Source organism: Streptomyces noursei (assembly GCF_016917755.1).
GTDB classification, from domain to species: domain Bacteria; phylum Actinomycetota; class Actinomycetes; order Streptomycetales; family Streptomycetaceae; genus Streptomyces; species Streptomyces yunnanensis.
Genome location: NZ_CP070326.1, coordinates 8097011 through 8116138, shown reverse-complemented (window position 1 = coordinate 8116138; position 19128 = coordinate 8097011). Strand labels below are relative to the sequence as shown.

At 73.1% G+C, this 19128-nt stretch carries 1 protein-coding gene (running past one end of the window); it reads left to right on the top strand.

Going from position 1 to position 19128, the window contains the following annotated elements:
* Window position 1: 1 nt before the first annotated feature.
* Window positions 2-19128, top strand: the 5' portion of a protein-coding gene (locus JNO44_RS44020; protein WP_478219205.1) for an SDR family NAD(P)-dependent oxidoreductase. 14368 nt of this gene lie beyond the right edge of the window; only the first 19127 of its 33495 coding nucleotides appear in the window; its start codon is at window positions 2-4; its stop codon lies off the right edge, out of view.

Below are 19128 nucleotides of genomic sequence, written 5' to 3'. Positions count from 1 at the left end.
GCTGGAGCCCACCATGAGCACGAACCCCGACAAGTACGTCGAGGCACTCCGGTCGTCCCTGAAGGAGATCGAGCGGCTGCGCCGGCAGAACGAACAGCTGGTGGCGGCGGCGGTCGAGCCCGTCGCGGTCGTCGGCATCGGCTGCCGCTTCCCCGGCGGCGTCACCTCCCCCGAGGACCTGTGGGAGCTGGTCGCCGAGGGGCGCGACGTCATCGGGCCGTTCCCGCAGGACCGCGGCTGGGACCTGGAGAAGCTGGCCGGCGGCGGCGAGGGCGGCAGCCTCGCGCAGGTCGGCGGCTTCGTCGAGGACGCCGCCGGCTTCGACCCCGGCTTCTTCGGCATCTCCCCCCGCGAAGCGGTCGCCATGGACCCGCAGCAGCGCATCCTGCTGGAGATCACCTGGGAAGCCCTGGAACGCGCCGGCATCGACCCGTCCACCCTGCGTGGCACCCCCACCGGCGTCTTCGTCGGCACCACCGGTCAGGACTACGGCGAGGTCATCAAGGCGTCCGCCGAGGACGTCGAGGTCTACTCGACCACCGGCCACGCCGCCAGCGTCATCTCCGGCCGACTCTCCTACACCCTCGGCGCCGAGGGCCCGGCCGTCACCGTCGACACCGGCTGCTCCTCGTCCCTGGTCGCCCTGCACTGGGCCGTCCAGGCGCTGCGCGGCGGCGAGTGCTCCATGGCCCTGGCCGGCGGCGCGTCCATCATGGCCACCCCGGGCCCGTTCGTCGCCTTCACCGCGCAGAGCGGCCTGGCCGCCGACGGCCGCTGCAAGCCCTTCTCCGACCGGGCCGACGGCACCGGCTGGGGCGAGGGCGCCGGCATGCTGGTCCTGATGCGGCTCTCCGACGCCCAGCGCGAGGGCCGCCCGGTCCTCGCCGTGCTGCGCGGCTCCGCCATCAACCAGGACGGCGCCTCCAACGGCCTGACCGCCCCCAACGGCCCCTCACAACAGCGCGTCATCCGCGCCGCGCTGGACAGCGCCCACCTCACCGCCGCCGACATCGACGCGGTCGAGGCCCACGGCACCGGCACCACCCTCGGCGACCCGATCGAGGCCCAGGCGCTCCTGGCGACCTACGGACAGGACCGGCCGCGGCCCCTGTGGCTCGGCTCGGTCAAGTCCAACATCGGCCACACCCAGGCCGCCTCCGGTGCCGCCGGCGTGATCAAAATGATCATGGCGTTGCAGCGCGGCGTGCTGCCGCGCAGCCTGCACGCCACCGAACCCACCACGGACGTCGACTGGACCGCCGGCTCCGTCGACCTCCTCCACGAGCCGGTCGCCTGGCCCGAGACCGGACGCGCCCGCCGCGCCGGCGTCTCCTCCTTCGGCATCAGCGGCACCAACGCGCACGTCATCCTCGAACAGGCCCCCACCGCCCGCGAAGAGCCCACCACCGAACCCACCGTCCGCCCCGCCGTCGTCCCGTGGGCGCTCTCCGCCCGCACCGCCGCGGCCCTCGACGCCCAGCGCGCCCGCCTCACCGGCCACCTCGCCGACACCCCCGACGCCGACCCCCTCGACGTCGGCTACGCGCTCGCCGACGGACGCGCCACCTTCGAACACCGCACCGTCCTGCTCCCCGACGGCACCGAACTCGCCCACGGAACCGCCGGCGAGGGCCTGTCCGCGGTCCTCTTCTCCGGCCAGGGCTCCCAGCGCCCGGGCATGGGACGCGAACTCCACGCCCGCTTCCCGGTGTTCGCCGCGGCCTTCGACGAGATCGCCGCCCTCCTCGACACCCACCTCGACCGCCCGCTGCGCGAGGTCGTCTGGGGCACCGACGCCGACCTGCTGAACGACACCGGCTGGGCCCAACCCGCGCTGTTCGCCGTCGAGGTCGCCCTCTACCGCCTGGTCGCGTCCCTCGGCGTCACCCCCGACTTCGTCGGCGGCCACTCCATCGGCGAACTCGCCGCCGCGCACGTCGCCGGGGTCCTCTCCCTCGAAGACGCCTGCACCCTCGTCGCCGCCCGTGCCCGCCTCATGCAGGCCCTGCCGCGCGGCGGCGCGATGCTCGCGATCCGCGCCACCGAGGACGAGGTCACCCCCCACCTCACCGACGACGTCTCGATCGCCGCCGTCAACGGGCCCACCTCCGTCGTCGTCGCCGGCACCGAGGACGCCGTCGCCGCGATCGGGGCGCACTTCACCGCACAGGACCGCAAGACCACCCGGCTGCGGGTCAGCCACGCCTTCCACTCGCCGCTCATGGACCCGATGCTGGCGGAATTCCGCGCCGTCGCCGCGGGCCTGACCTACCACGAGCCGCGCATCCCGGTCGTCTCCAACCTCACCGGCGCCGTCGCCGCCGTCGCCGACCTGTGCTCCGCCGACTACTGGGTCCGCCACGTCCGCGAGGCGGTCCGCTTCGCCGACGGCGTCACCGCCCTCACCGACCGCGGCGTGACCACCCTCGTCGAACTCGGCCCGGACGGCGTGCTGTCCGCCATGGCCCAGGAATCCCTGCCGGACGGCGCCGCCGCCGTGCCGCTGCTGCGCAAGGACCGCCCCGAGGAGCTCTCCGCCGTCACCGGCCTGGCCCGCGCCCACGTCCGCGGCGTCACCGTCCGCTGGACCGGCCTTTTCGACGGCACCGGCGCGCGCCGCGCCGACCTGCCCACCTACCCCTTCCAACACCAGCGGTTCTGGCCGACCGCGGCCCGCGCCGCCCAGGACGTCACCGCCGCGGGACTGGGCGCCGCCGATCACCCGCTGCTCGGCGCCACCGTCGAACTCGCCGACGGGGCCGGCTACTTGTTCACCAGCCGGCTCTCCGTCCGGACCCACCCCTGGCTCGCCGACCACGGGGTCCAGGGCCGGGCCCTGCTGCCCGGCACCGCCTTCGTCGAACTGGCCGTCCGCGCCGGCGACGAGGCCGGCTGCGACCGCGTCGAGGAACTGACCCTGGCCGCACCCCTGGTGCTGCCCGAGCGCGGCGGCGTCCAACTCCAGGTCCGCGTCGGCGCCCCCGACGCCGCCGGCCGCCGCACCCTCGGCATCTTCTCCCGCGTCGAGGACGGCTTCGACCTGCCCTGGTCGCAACACGCCACCGGCGTCCTGACCGCCGGCGCCGGCGCCCCCGACCCCGCCTTCGACGCCACCGTCTGGCCCCCCACCGGCGCCGAACCCGTCGACCTCACCGGCGCGTACGAGCGCCTGGCCGCCCTCGGCTTCCAGTACGGCCCCGCCTTCCAGGGCCTGCGCGCCGCCTGGCGCCGCGATACCGAGGTCTACGCCGAAGTGGCCCTGCCCGACGGCGCGGACACCGACCCCGCCGCCTTCGGACTGCACCCGGCCCTGCTGGACGCCGCACAACACGCCGCCGCCTACGCCGACCTCGGCGCCATCAGCCGTGGCGGCCTGCCGTTCGCCTGGGAAGGCGTCTCGCTCGCCGCAGCCGGCGCCACCACCGTCCGCGCCCGGATCGCCCCGGCCGGCGGCGAGGACACCGTCACCATCGCCGTCTACGACGCCGCCGGCGGCACCGTGCTGTCCGTCGACTCCCTGGTCTCCCGCGAGGTCCCCGCCGACGCACCCGGCGCCGCCGGCACCGTCCACCGCGACTCCCTCTTCCACGTCGAGTGGACCCCGCTCCAGGGCCGCCCCGGCCCCGCCCCGGCCACCGTCGCCGTCCTCGGCCCCGACCCGGACGCCCTGGCCGACACCCTCCGCGCCACCGGCATCCGGACCACCGCCCCCCGCGACCTGGCCGCCCTCGCCGACGCCGAAGGGCCCGTCCCCGACCTGGTCGTCACCACCCTCACCACCACCCCGGGCGCCCCCGTCCCCGACGCCGCGCACGCCACCACCGCCGCCGTCCTCGACCTCGCCCAACAATGGCTCGCCGACGACCGCTTCGCCGACTCCCGCCTGGTCCTCGTCACCCGCGGCGCCACCGACGGCACCGACCCCGCCGCCGCGGCCGCCGGCGGCCTGATCCGCACCGCCCGCACCGAGAACCCCGGCCGGTTCGCCCTCCTCGACCTCGCCCCCGACGCCGACCGGCCCGCCCCCGAGACCCTGGCCACCGCCCTGGCCGCCACCCACGACGAGCCCGACCTCGCCGTCCGCGGCACCGACGTGCACGCCGCCCGCCTGGCCCGTGTCCCGCTCGCCACCGAACCCACCACCTGGAACCCGGACGGCACCGTCCTGATCACCGGCGGCACCGGCGGCCTGGGCGCGGTCCTCGCCCGCCACCTGGTCACCACCCACGGCGTCCGCCACCTGCTGCTCGCCAGCCGCCGCGGCCCGGCCGCCGACGGCGCCGACGACCTGACGGCCGCACTGACCGGGCTCGGCGCCACCGTCCACATCGCCGCCTGCGACGTCGCCGACCCGGCCGCCCTCGCCGACCTGCTCGGCACCGTCCCGGCCGGGCACCCGCTCACCGCCGTCGTCCACACCGCCGGCGTCGTCGACGACGGCGTCCTCGGCTCCCTGACCCCGCAGCGCCTGGACACCGTCCTGCGGCCCAAGGCCGACGCCGCCTGGCACCTGCACGAGGCGACCCGCCACCTCGAACTGGACGCCTTCGTCCTCTTCTCGTCTGTCGCCGCCACCCTCGGCAGTCCCGGACAGGCCAACTACGCCGCCGGCAACGCCTTCCTGGACGCCCTCGCCGCCCGGCGCGCCGCCACCGGCCTGCCCGCCACCTCCCTCGCCTGGGGCCCGTGGACCCAGAGCGTCGGCATGACCAGGAGCCTGTCCGACCTCGACGTCGAGCGCATCGCCCGCTCCGGCATGCCCCCGCTGACCCTGGAACAGGGCACCGCCCTCTTCGACGCGGCCCTGGCCGCCGGGCCCGCCGCCCTCGCCCCGGTCCGCCTCGACCTGCCCGTCCTGCGCACCCAGGGCGACATCGCCCCGCTGCTGCGCGGCCTGATCCGCACCCCCGTGCGGCGCACCGCCGCCCAGCTCCCGCAGACCGCCGACGGCCTCGCCCAGCGGCTCGCCGGCCTCGACGCCGCCGCCCGCAGGGAAGCCCTCCTGGAGCTCGTCCGCACCCAGATCGCCCAGGTCCTCGGCCACGCGGACGCCACCGAGGTGGAGACCGGCCGCCAGTTCCAGGACCTCGGCTTCGACTCCCTCACCGCCGTCGAACTCCGCAACGCCCTGAACACCGCCACCGGCCTGCGGCTGCCCGCCACCATGGTGTTCGACTACCCGACACCGCACGCCCTCGCCGACCACCTGCGCGACGAACTCCTGGGCACCGACGCAGAGTTGACCCCCGCCGTCCCCGCGCCGACCCGCGCCGCCGGCACCGACGACCCGATCGTCATCGTCGGCATGGCCTGCCGCTACCCCGGCGGCATCGCCTCACCCGAGGACCTCTGGCGCCTGGTCAGCCAGGGAGCCGACGCCACCGGCCCGTTCCCCACCAACCGCGGCTGGGACCTGGACAACCTCTACGACCCCGACCCCGACCGCCCGGGCCGCACCCACGTCCGCGCCGGCGGCTTCCTGCACGACGCCGGCTCCTTCGACGCCGACTTCTTCGGGATGAGCCCGCGCGAGGCGATGGCCACCGACTCCCAGCAGCGCCTGCTGCTCGAACTCTCCTGGGAAGCCGTCGAACGCGCCGGCATCGACCCCGCCTCACTGCGCGACTCCGGCACCGGCGTCTTCGCCGGTGTCATGTACAACGACTACGGCACCACCCTCACCGGCGACGAGTACGAGGCGTTCCGCGGCAACGGCAGCGCCCCGAGCGTCGCCTCCGGCCGCGTCTCCTACACCCTCGGCCTCGAAGGCCCCGCCGTCACGGTCGACACCGCGTGTTCCTCCTCCCTGGTCGCCCTGCACTGGGCGGCGCAGGCGTTGCGGGCGGGGGAGTGCTCGTTGGCGTTGGCCGGTGGTGTGACGGTGATGTCGACGCCGAGCACGTTCGTGGAGTTCTCGCGGCAGCGGGGTCTGGCGCCCGATGGTCGTTCGAAGGCGTTCGCCGAGGCCGCTGACGGCGTGGCCTGGTCCGAGGGCGTCGGCATGCTGGTCCTGGAACGTCAGTCGGACGCGCTGCGCAACGGTCATCAGATCCTGGCCGTGGTGCGGGGCTCGGCGGTCAACCAGGATGGTGCGTCCAATGGTCTGACGGCGCCGAACGGCCCGTCCCAGCAGCGGGTGATCCGCCAGGCGTTGGCCAGCGGCGGCCTGTCCACGGCCGATGTCGATGTGGTCGAGGCGCATGGCACGGGTACGACGCTCGGTGATCCGATCGAGGCCCAGGCGCTCCTGGCCACCTACGGCCGCGACCGCGACCCCGAGAACCCGTTGCTGCTCGGCTCGATCAAGTCCAACATCGGTCACACCCAGGCGGCGGCCGGTGTCGCCGGTGTCATCAAGATGGTGATGGCGATGCGGCACGGTGTGCTGCCGCAGACCCTGCACGTCGACGCCCCGTCCTCGCACGTCGATTGGAGCGCCGGCGCCGTCGAACTGCTCACCGCGCAGACCGCCTGGCCCGAGACGAACCGCGTCCGTCGGGCCGGTGTCTCCTCCTTCGGCATCAGCGGCACCAACGCCCACGTCGTCATCGAGCAGCCCCCGACCACCGTCCCCGCCACGCCCGCGTCCGTCGACCGGTCCGTCGAGGAACCGCCGGCCGTCCCCTGGGCCCTGTCCGGCAAGACCCCCGAGGCCCTGCGCGACCAGGCCGCCCGCCTCCTCGCCCACGTCGAGGCCCACCCCGCACTGCGCCCCGTCGACATCAGCTACTCCCTGATCGCCACCCGCACCGCCTTCGACCACCGCGCCGTCGTCCTCGGCACCGACCGTGCCGAGGCCCTGCGCGCCCTCACCGCGCTCGCCGCCGGCGAGACCGACCCGGCCGCCCTCACCGGCACCGTCCGCACCGGCCGCACCGCCTTCCTCTTCTCCGGTCAGGGCTCCCAACGGCTCGGCATGGGCCGCGTCCTCTACGAGCGGTTCCCCGCCTTCGCCGAAGCCCTCGACACCGTCCTCACCGCCCTCGACGCGGAACTCGGCCACCCCCTCCGCGACATCATCTGGGGCGAGGACGCCCAACTCGTCGACCGGACCGGCTACACCCAACCCGCCCTGTTCGCCATCGAGGTGGCACTCTTCCGCCTCCTGGAAGCCTGGGGCATCACACCGGACTTCGTGGCCGGCCACTCCATCGGCGAGATCGCCGCCGCGCACATCGCCGGCGTGCTCTCCCTCGGCGACGCCTGCCGCCTCGTCGTGGCCCGCGCCGTGCTGATGCAGTCGCTGCCCGAAGGCGGCGCGATGATCGCCGTCCAGGCCACCGAGGACGAGGTCCTGCCGCTCCTCACCGACGACGTCTCGATCGCCGCCATCAACGGCCCGACCTCCGTCGTCGTGTCCGGCCACGAGAACGCCGCCCGCGCCGTCGCCCGGCACTTCGCCGACCAGGGCCGCCGCACCACCCGGCTGCGCGTCAGCCACGCCTTCCACTCGCCGCTGATGGCACCGATGCTCGACGACTTCCGCGCCGTCGTCGAGAGCCTCACCTTCACCGCCCCCACGACCCCCGTCGTCTCCAACCTGACCGGTGAACTGGCCCCGGCCGAGGCGCTCTGCTCGGCCGACTACTGGGTCCGGCACGTCCGCGACGCCGTCCGCTTCGCCGACGGCATCCGCACCCTCGCCGACCGCGGCGTCACCACCTTCGTCGAACTCGGCCCCGACAGCGTGCTGTCCGCCATGGCCCAGGAGTCCGCCCCCGAAGGCGCCAGCACCGTCCCGCTCCTGCGCCGCGACCGGCCCGAGGAACAGGCCGTCCTGGCCGCCCTCGGCCACCTCCAGGTGCTCGGCGTCGAGGCCGACTGGTCCGCCACCTTCCGCGGCCTCGACCCCGTCCGCGTCGACTTGCCGACCTACGCCTTCCAGCACCGCTGGTTCTGGCCCGCCGCCCGGCCCGCCCGCCCCGACGACGTCCGCGCCGCCGGCCTGGGCGCCACCGAACACCCCCTCCTCGGCGCCGCCGTGCAACTCCCCGACGACGACGGCGCACTCTTCACCGGCCGCCTCTCCCTGCGCACCCACCCGTGGCTGGCCGACCACACCGTCCTGGGCACCGCACTGCTCCCGGGCACCGCACTGGTCGAACTCGCCGTCCGCGCGGGCGACGAGACCGGCAGCGGCCACCTCGAAGAACTCACCCTCGCCGCGCCCCTGACCCTCCCCGAGGACGGCGCCACCCTCCTGCAGGTCCGGGTCGGAGCCGCCGACGACACCGGCCGCCGCACCGTCACCGTCCACGCCCGCCCCGACGACACCGCCGACCGCACCTGGACGCTGCACGCCACCGGTGTGCTCGCCACCACGCCACCGGCCGCCGCGGCGTTCGACATCACGGTCTGGCCGCCCGCCGACGCCGAACCCCTCACCACCGACGACTGCTACACACACTTCACCACCCACGGCTTCTCCTACGGCCCCGCCTTCCAGGGCCTGCGGGCCGCCTGGCGCGCCGGCGACGTGCTGTACGCCGAGGTCGCCCTGCCGGAGTCCGCCACCGACGACGCGGCCGCCTTCGGCCTGCACCCGGCGCTCCTGGACGCCGGCCTGCACGTCGCGCTCCTCGCCGACGACCGCGACACCGGACTCCCGTTCTCCTGGGAAGGCGTCACCCTGCACGCCTCCGGCGCCACCGCGCTGCGCGTCCGGCTCGCCCCGAACGGCCCCAACGGCCTGTCCGTCACCGCCGTCGACCCGGCCGGCAACCCCGTCGCCACCGTCACCCGCCTGCTCGCCCGCCCCCTGGACGCCGAGCAGTTGACCACCCACAGCGCCCTGACCCGCGACGCCCTCTTCCACCTGGACTGGACCCCGGTCCCGCTCCCCGACACCGTCAACCCCGCGCCACCGGTCCTCCTCGGCCCGGACACCGCCGCGCTCGCCGAAGCCCTCGGCGACCAGGCCGTCGCACGCCACGCAACCCTCGACGACCTCCTGGCCGGGGACACCACCCCGCCCGCCACGGTCCTCGTCCCCCTCGGCGCCCCCCTCGACGGCGACACCGCGCAGCACGCGCACGCCCTCACCCGCAGCGCGCTGACCCTCGTCCAGCAGTGGCTCGCCACCGACCGCCTCGCCGAATCCCGCCTGGTCTTCGTCACCCACGGAGCCGTCGCCACCGACGACGCGCCCGCCACCGATCTGGCCGCCGCCGCGGTCTGGGGCCTGATCCGCTCCGCACAGACCGAGAACCCCGGCACCTTCACCCTCCTCGACCTCGACACCGAGCCCGACTCGACCACCGCACTCGGCCGCGCCCTCACCCTCGACGAACCACAGCTCGTCCTCCGCGCCGGCCGCGCCCGCGCCGCCCGCCTCACCCGCACCCCCGCCCCCACCACCACCCACACGCCGTGGTCCGCGGACGGAACGGTGTTGGTGACGGGTGGTACCGGTGGTCTGGGTGGGGTGGTGGCTCGGCATCTGGTGCGGTCGTGTGGGGTGCGGCGTTTGTTGTTGACCAGTCGTTCGGGTTTGGGTGCGGCGGGTGCGGTGGAGTTGGTTGCGGAGTTGGAGTCGTTGGGCGCGCGGGTTGTGGTTGCGGCGTGTGATGTGGGTGATGGCTCGGCTGTTGCGGAGTTGGTTGGGGGTGTTTCGGAGTCGTGTCCGTTGTCTGCGGTTGTGCATGTGGCTGGTGTGTTGGATGACGGTGTGGTGGGTTCGTTGACGCCGGAGCGGTTGGCTGCGGTGTTGCGTCCGAAGGTGGATGGTGCGTGGAACCTGCATGTGGCGACGCGTGGTCTGGATCTGGACGCGTTTGTGGTCTTCTCTTCTGTTGCGGGTGTGTTCGGGGGTGCGGGTCAGGCGAACTATGCGGCGGGTAATGCGTTTTTGGATGCGTTGGCGGTTCATCGGGTGGCGGGTGGGTTGCCTGGTGTGTCGTTGGCGTGGGGTGCCTGGGATCAGGGTGTGGGGATGACGGCGGGGTTGACGGAGCGGGATATCCGTCGTGCTGCTGAGTCGGGTATGCCGTTGTTGACGGTTGATCAGGGTGTGGGGCTGTTCGATGCGGCGTTGGCGACGGGGAGTGCCGCGTTGGTCCCGGTCCGCCTGGACCTGTCCGCACTGCGCACCCGGGGCGACACCGCACCGCTCCTCCGCGGCCTCGTCCGCGCACCCCTGCGCCGCACCGCGGCCACCGGCCTCGCCACCGGCGCGGACACCGGACTCGTCCAACGGCTCGGCCGACTCGACCACGCCCAGCGCCACGAGGCACTGCTCGACATGGTCCGCAGCAGCGCCGCGCTCGTCCTCGGCCACGCCGACGGCAACGCCATCGACGCCGAACGCGCCTTCCGCGACCTCGGCTTCGACTCGCTCACCGCGGTCGAACTCCGCAACCGTCTGCGCACCGCCACCGGCCTGCACCTGTCGGCCACGATGGTCTTCGATCACCCCACCCTGTCCGCCCTCGCGGAGCACCTGCGGGGCGAGTTGTTCGGCGTGGTCGAGAGCGAGGCGCGGGTGCCGGTCCAGGCACTGCCGTCGACCGCGGACGATCCCATCGTGGTGGTGGGCATGGCCTGCCGTTTCCCGGGTGGTGTGACCTCGCCGGAGGACCTGTGGCGCCTGGTCGACGCCGGCACCGACGCCATCACCGACTTCCCGACCAACCGCGGCTGGGACCTGGACAACCTCTACGACCCGGACCCCGAGCACTTGGGCACGTCGTACACCCGCTCTGGTGGTTTCCTGCATGAGGCGGGGGAGTTCGACCCGGCGTTCTTCGGGATGAGCCCGCGTGAGGCGCTGGCGACCGACTCCCAACAGCGGTTGTTGTTGGAGTCGTCGTGGGAGGCGATCGAGCGGGCCGGCATCGACCCGTTGACCCTGCGCGGCAGCGCCACCGGCGTCTTCGCCGGCGTGATGTACAGCGACTACGGGAGCATCCTCGGCGGCAAGGAGTTCGAGGGCTTCCAGGGCCAGGGGAGCGCGGGCAGCGTGGCCTCGGGCCGCGTCTCCTACACTCTCGGCTTTGAAGGCCCCGCCGTCACGGTCGACACCGCGTGTTCCTCCTCCCTGGTCGCCCTGCACCTGGCGGCGCAGGCCCTTCGGGCCGGTGAGTGCACGCTCGCGCTCGCCGGCGGTGTGACCGTGATGTCCACGCCAGGCACGTTCGTGGAGTTCTCGCGGCAGCGGGGTCTGGCGCCCGATGGTCGTTCGAAGGCGTTCGCCGAGGCCGCTGACGGCGTGGCCTGGTCCGAGGGCGTCGGCATCCTCGTCCTGGAGCGCCAGTCGGACGCCGTGCGCAACGGCCACGAGATCCTGGCCGTGGTGCGGGGCTCGGCCGTCAACCAGGATGGTGCGTCCAATGGTCTGACGGCGCCGAACGGCCCGTCCCAGCAGCGGGTGATCCGCCAGGCGTTGGCCAGCGGCGGCCTGTCCACGGCCGATGTCGATGTGGTCGAGGCGCATGGCACGGGTACGACGCTCGGTGATCCGATCGAGGCCCAGGCGCTCCTGGCCACCTACGGCCGTGACCGCGACCCCGAGAACCCCCTGTGGCTGGGCTCCCTGAAGTCCAACATCGGTCACACCCAGGCGGCGGCCGGTGTTGCCGGTGTCATCAAGATGGTGATGGCGATGCGGCACGGTGTGCTGCCGCAGACCCTGCACGTCGACGCCCCGTCCTCGCACGTCGATTGGAGCGCCGGCGCCGTCGAGCTGCTCACCGCGCAGACCGCCTGGCCCGAGACGAACCGCGTCCGTCGGGCCGGTGTCTCCTCCTTCGGCATCAGCGGCACCAACGCCCACGTCATCCTGGAACAGCCGGCGCTCGTCGAGAGCCCGGCCGCGGAGCCGAGCGGACGCGAACCCGCCGTCGTTCCGCTGCCGCTGTCCGGAAAGTCCCCCGAGGCCCTGCGCGACCAGGCCGCACGCCTGCTGGCCGGGTTGGCGGAGCGGCCCGCGCTGCGCCCGCTCGACCTCGGCTACTCGCTGGCGACGACCCGTTCGGCGTTCGACCACCGGGCGGTGGTGCTCGCCACCGACCGCGCCGATGCGGTCCGGGCGCTGACGGCGCTCGCCGCCGAAGACGCGGATCTCTCCGCCGTCGTGGGCGATACCCGCACGGGTCGCCACGCGGTGCTGTTCTCGGGTCAGGGTTCGCAACGCCTGGGCATGGGGCGTGAGTTGTACGGCCGTTTCCCGGTCTTCGCCGAGGCCCTCGATGCTGTGGTCGACCACTTGGACGCCGCCTTGGCTGCCGAGGATGGTTTGCGTGAGGTGATGTGGGGTGACGATGCGGAGCTGCTGAACGAGACCGGTTGGACCCAGCCTGCTCTCTTCGCTGTCGAGGTGGCGCTGTTCCGGCTGGTGGAGAGTTGGGGTGTCCGTCCGGACTTCGTGGCCGGCCATTCGATCGGTGAGATCGTGGCGGCGCACGTCGCCGGGGTGCTGACGCTGGAGGACGCCTGCCGTCTGGTAGCCGCTCGGGCGATGCTGATGCAGGCGTTGCCGGCCGGGGGCGCGATGATCGCGGTCCAGGCAACGGAGGACGAAGTCACCCCGCACCTGACCGAAGAGGTGGCGATCGCCGCCGTCAACAGCCCGACCTCCGTGGTCGTCTCCGGGGCCGAGAGCGCCGCCCGCACGGTGGCCGAGCGGCTCGCGGAGAACGGCCGCAAGACGACCCGGCTGCGGGTCTCGCATGCGTTCCACTCGCCGTTGATGGATCCGATGCTGGCGGAGTTCCGTGCGGTGGCGGAGGGCCTGTCCTACGCCGCCCCGACCCTCCCCGTCGTATCGAACCTGACGGGCCAGCTGGCCACGGTCGACGAACTCTGCTCGGCCGAGTACTGGGTGCGCCACGTCCGCGAGGCGGTCCGCTTCGCGGACGGCGTCAGTACCCTGGAGAACGAAGGCGTCACCACCTTCCTGGAACTGGGGCCGGACGGCGTGCTGTCCGCCATGGCCCAGCAGTCGCTCACCGTCGACGCCGCCACCGTCCCGGCCCTCCGCAAGGACCGCGACGAGGAGACGTCCGCGCTCACCGCGCTCGCCCACCTCCACACGGCAGGTCTCCGCGTCGACTGGGCGGCGTTCTTCGCCGGCACCGGCGCCACCCGCGTGGACCTGCCGACCTACGCCTTCCAGCACGCCACCTACTGGCCCACCGGCACCCTGCCCACCGCGCACGCCGCGGCCGTCGGCCTCACCGCCGCCGAGCACCCGCTGCTGAACGGCTCGGTCGAACTCGCCGAAGGTGAAGGGGTGTTGTTCACCGGACGGCTGTCGCTGCAGTCGCATCCGTGGCTGGCCGACCACGCCGTCATGGGACAGGTCCTGCTGCCCGGCACCGCACTCCTGGAACTGGCGTTCCGGGCCGGCGACGAGGCCGGTTGCGACCGCGTCGAGGAACTGACGCTCGCCGCACCGCTCGTCCTGCCCGAGCGCGGCGCGGTACAGACCCAGGTCCGGGTCGGCGTCGCCGACGACACCGGCCGGCGCATCGTCACCGTCCACTCCCGGCCCGAGCACGCGACCGACGTGTCGTGGACCCAGCACGCCACCGGCACCCTGACCGCGGGCGCAGCCCCGGCCGACACCGGTTTCGACGCCACTGCCTGGCCGCCCGCCGACGCCGAACCCCTCGCCACCGACGACTGCTACGCGCGCTTCACCGAGCTCGGCTTCGCCTACGGCCCGGTCTTCCAGGGCCTGCGGGCCGCCTGGCGCGCCGGCGACGTGCTGTACGCCGAGGTCGCCCTGGCGGAGTCCACCGGCGACGAGGCGATCGGCTTCGGTCTGCACCCCGCACTGCTCGACGCCGCCCTGCACGCCTCCCTCGTCGCCCACGAGGGCGAGGAGAGCAACGGCGGACTCCCGTTCTCCTGGGAGGGCGCGACCCTCTACGCGACCGGCGCCACCGCACTGCGCGTCCGGCTGACCCCGACAGGCACCGACGGCCGGTCGGTGGCCATCGCCGTGGCCGACACCGCCGGCCGTCCGGTCGCCGCCATCGACAACCTCGTCTCGCGCCTGGTCTCCGGCGACCAGTTGACCGGCGCCGCGGGACTCGCCCGCGACGCCCTGTTCATCCTGGACTGGAACCCCGTACCGGAGAAGTCCGTACCGGAGAAGTCCGTACCGGAGAAGTCCGGAAGGGAGCAGACGCAGGGCCAGGACGGCCGGTCCGCCGTGGCCGCCGTCGCGGTGGTCGGTGCGGACGGCACCGCAATCGCCGCCGACCTGACAGCCGCCGGCATCCACACCACCCTCCACCCCGACCTCACCACCCTTGCCACGACCGACGCCGACGTGCCGAAGACGGTCCTTGTGCCCCTCACCGGAACCGGCACAGGCATCGGGACCGAGTCGACGGCCGGAATCGGGACGGGGGCCGCCGCGCCGGACGCGTCCGCCCCCTGCCCGGCCGAGGTCGCCCACACCCTGACCACCGCCGCACTCGCCCTCGTCCAGGAATGGACCGCACAGGAGCGCTTCGCCGGCTCCCGCCTGGCGTTCGTCACGACCGGGGCGACGGCCGCCGGCGGTACCGACGTCATCGACGTGGCCGCCGCCGCGGTCTGGGGCCTGGTCCGCTCCGCCCAGTCCGAAGCCCCGGACACCTTCGTTCTGATCGACCGTGACCCCGGCCCGGCCGGCACACACGACAGCACAGCCGCCGCCGACCGGGGCCAACTGCTCCTACAGGCACTGCACACCGGCGAACCGCAGCTCGCCCTGCGCGACGGCGGAGTGCTCGCCGCCCGCCTGGCCCGCTTCGACACCGCGGCTGCGCTCACCCCGCCGGCCGACCGGGCCTGGCGGCTCGACAGCACGGCCAAGGGCAGCCTCAACGGCCTCGCCCTGACCCCGTATCCGGCGGCACTGGCGCCGCTCACCGGTCACGAGGTGCGGGTCGAGGTGCGTGCCGCGGGCCTGAACTTCCGTGACGTGTTGAATGCGTTGGGGATGTATCCGGGTGATGCGGGGCTGTTCGGTTCGGAGGCGGCCGGTGTGGTCGTGGAGGTCGGGCCGGACGTCACCGGCCTGGCACCCGGCGACCGGGTCATGGGCATGATCACCGGCAGCTTCGGCTCGCTCGCCGTGGACGACGCGCGACGCCTCACCCGCCTGCCCGAGGGCTGGTCCTGGGAGACGGGTGCCTCCGTTCCGTTGGTGTTCCTGACCGCGTACTACGCCCTGAAGGAGTTGGGTGGTCTGCGGGCGGGGGAGAAGGTGCTGGTGCATGCCGGTGCCGGTGGTGTCGGTATGGCGGCGATCCAGATCGCCCGGCATGTCGGTGCCGAGGTGTTCGCCACGGCCAGTGAGGGCAAGTGGGACGTGCTGCGCTCGCTGGGCGTGGCCGACGACCACATCGCCTCCTCCCGCACCCTCGACTTCGAGGCGGCATTCGCCGAGGTCGCCGGTGACGGCGGCCTGGACGTCGTCCTCAACTCCCTCGCCGGCGACTTCGTCGATGCCTCGATGCGGCTGCTGGGCGACGGCGGCCGGTTCCTGGAGATGGGCAAGACCGACATCCGCGCCGCGGACTCCGTCCCCGACGGCCTCACCTACCACTCCTTCGACCTCGCCTGGGTGGTGCCGGAGACCATCGGCACCATGCTGGCCGAGCTGATGGACCTCTTCCGCACCGGCGCACTGCGGCCACTCCCGGTCCGTACCTGGGACGTCCGGCACGCCAAGGACGCGTTCCGGTTCATGAGCATGGCCAAGCACATCGGCAAGATCGTGCTCACTCTGCCCCGCTCCTGGCAGCCCGAGGGAACGGTGTTGGTGACGGGTGGTACCGGTGGTCTGGGTGGGGTGGTGGCTCGGCATCTGGTGCGGTCGTGTGGGGTGCGGCGTTTGTTGTTGACCAGTCGTTCGGGTTTGGGTGCGGCGGGTGCGGTGGAGTTGGTTGCGGAGTTGGAGTCGTTGGGCGCGCGGGTTGTGGTTGCGGCGTGTGATGTGGGTGATGGCTCGGCTGTTGCGGAGTTGGTTGGGGGTGTTTCGGAGTCGTGTCCGTTGTCTGCGGTTGTGCATGTGGCTGGTGTGTTGGATGACGGTGTGGTGGGTTCGTTGACGCCGGAGCGGTTGGCTGCGGTGTTGCGTCCGAAGGTGGATGGTGCGTGGAACCTGCATGTGGCGACGCGTGGTCTGGATCTGGACGCGTTTGTGGTCTTCTCTTCTGTTGCGGGTGTGTTCGGGGGTGCGGGTCAGGCGAACTATGCGGCGGGTAATGCGTTTTTGGATGCGTTGGCGGTTCATCGGGTGGCGGGTGGGTTGCCTGGTGTGTCGTTGGCGTGGGGTGCCTGGGATCAGGGTGTGGGGATGACGGCGGGGTTGACGGAGCGGGATATCCGTCGTGCTGCTGAGTCGGGTATGCCGTTGTTGACGGTTGATCAGGGTGTGGGGCTGTTCGATGCGGCGTTGGCGACGGGGAGTGCCGCGTTGGTCCCGGTCCGCCTGGACCTGTCCGCACTGCGCACCCGGGGCGACACCGCACCGCTCCTCCGCGGTCTGGTCAAGGCGCCCATCCGCCGCACAGCCGCCACCACCCCCGGCGACACCGGACTTGCCGAGCAGCTCACCCGGCTCCAGCGCGCCGAGCGACGGGACGCCCTCCTCGCACTCGTCCGCGACCAGGCCGCGATGGTCCTCGGCCACACCTCGGGCGACGGCGTCGACCCGTCCCGCGCCTTCCGGGACCTCGGCTTCGACTCGCTCACCGCGGTTGAACTCCGCAACCGCATCGGCGCGGCCACCGGCCTGCGGCTACCGGCCACGGCCGTCTTCGACTACCCCACCGCCGACGCCCTCGCCGCCCACCTGCTCACCGAACTCCTCGGCCCCGACGCCGAGTCGGACCCCGACGAGCCCGGCGAACCCACCGCGGGACCGACCGACGACCCCATCGTCGTCATCGGCATGAGCTGCCGCTTCCCCGGCGACATCACCTCGCCGGAGGACCTGTGGCGTCTGCTCGGCGACGGCGCCGACGTCGTCACCGACTTCCCGACCAACCGCGGCTGGGACCTGGACAACCTCTACGACCCCGACCCCGCGCACTCCGGCACCTCGTACGCCCGCGCCGGCGGCTTCCTGCACGACGCCGCCGACTTCGACGCCGACTTCTTCGGCATGAGCCCCCGCGAGGCCATGGCCACGGACTCCCAGCAGCGCCTGCTCCTGGAGTCCTCGTGGGAGGCGATCGAGCGGGCCGGCATCGACCCGCTGACCCTGCGCGACAGCCGCACCGGCGTCTTCGCCGGCGTCATGTACAGCGGCTACGGCACCCGCCTCGACGGCGCCGAGTTCGAAGGCTTCCAGGGGCAGGGCAGTGCACTGAGCGTGGCCTCCGGCCGGGTCTCCTACACCTTCGGTTTCGAAGGCCCGGCCATGACGGTCGACACAGCCTGCTCCTCCTCGCTGGTCGCCCTGCACCTCGCCGCACAGGCACTCCGCGGCGGCGAGTGCACCCTCGCCCTTGCCGGCGGCGTCACCGTGATGTCCATCCCGGACACCTTCATCGAGTTCTCCCGACAGCGCGGACTGGCCCCCGACGGCCGCTCCAAGCCGTTCTCCGAGTCCGCTGACGGCGTCGGCTGGTCCGAGGGCGTCGGCATGCTGCTGCTGGAGCGCCAGTCGGACGCCGTGCGCAACGGTCACCAGATCCTGGCCGTGGTGCGCGGCTCGGCGGTCAACCAGGACGGTGCGTCCAACGGCCTGACCGCGCCCAACGGCCCGTCCCAGCAGCGCGTCATCCGCCAGGCACTGGCCAGCGGCGGCCTCTCCACGACCGACGTCGACGCGGTCGAGGCACACGGCACCGGCACCACACTGGGCGACCCGATCGAGGCACAGGCACTCCTCGCCACCTACGGCCAGGACCGCGAGCACGACCGCCCGCTGTTCCTCGGCTCGATCAAGTCCAACCTCGGCCACACCCAGGCCGCCGCCGGTGTCGCCGGCGTCATCAAGATGGTCATGGCGATGCGGCACGGCGTGCTGCCCCGCAGCCTGAACATCACCGAACCGTCCTCGCACGTCGACTGGGGCGTCGGTGCCGTCGAACTGCTCACCGAGCAGACCGCCTGGCCGGAGACCGGCCGGGCCCGCCGCGCCGGTGTCTCCTCCTTCGGCATCAGCGGCACCAACGCCCACGTCATCCTGGAACAGCCGGAGGCCGCGCGGCACTCGGCGCCGGACGAAGCCGACACGGTGGAGGCAGCCGCCCAGGCACCGGCCGCCACCGCGGACCTGCCCGTGCTGCCATGGGCGCTGTCCGGCAAGACGCCGGAGGCCCTGCGCGCCCAGGCCGCACGCCTCCTCGCCCACCTCCAGCAGCACCCCGAACTCGCACCCGCCGACATCGCCCTGTCCCTCGCCACCCAGCGCTCCCAGTTCGCCCACCGGGCAGTCGTCCTGAGCACCGACCGTGACGAGGCGACCCGCGCGCTGTCCGCCCTCGCCACCACGGCCGCGTCCGACCCCTCGGCCCTCACCGGCACGGTCACCATGGGACGGTGCGCGGTGCTGTTCTCGGGTCAGGGTGCGCAACGCCTGGGCATGGGGCGTGAGTTGTACGGCCGTTTCCCGGTCTTCGCCGAGGCCCTCGATGCTGTGGTCGACCACTTGGACGCCGCCTTGGCTGCCGAGGCCGGTTTGCGTGAGGTGATGTGGGGTGACGATGCGGAGCTGCTGAACGAGACCGGTTGGACCCAGCCTGCTCTCTTCGCTGTCGAGGTGGCGCTGTTCCGGTTGGTGGAGAGTTGGGGTGTCCGTCCGGACTTCGTGGCCGGCCATTCGATCGGTGAGATCGCGGCGGCGCACGTCGCCGGGGTGCTGACGCTGGAGGACGCCTGCCGTCTGGTAGCCGCTCGGGCGATGCTGATGCAGGCGTTGCCGGTCGGGGGCGCGATGATCGCGGTCCAGGCAACGGAGGGCGAAGTCACCCCGCACCTGACCGACGAGGTGGCGATCGCCGCCGTCAACGGCCCGACCTCCGTGGTCATCTCGGGCGCAGAAGAGGTCACGCAGACCGTGGCACAACACTTCGCCGACCAGGGACGCCGGACGACCCGACTCCACGTCTCGCATGCGTTCCACTCGCCGCTGATGGATCCGATGCTGGCGGAGTTCCGTGCGGTGGCGGAGGGCCTGTC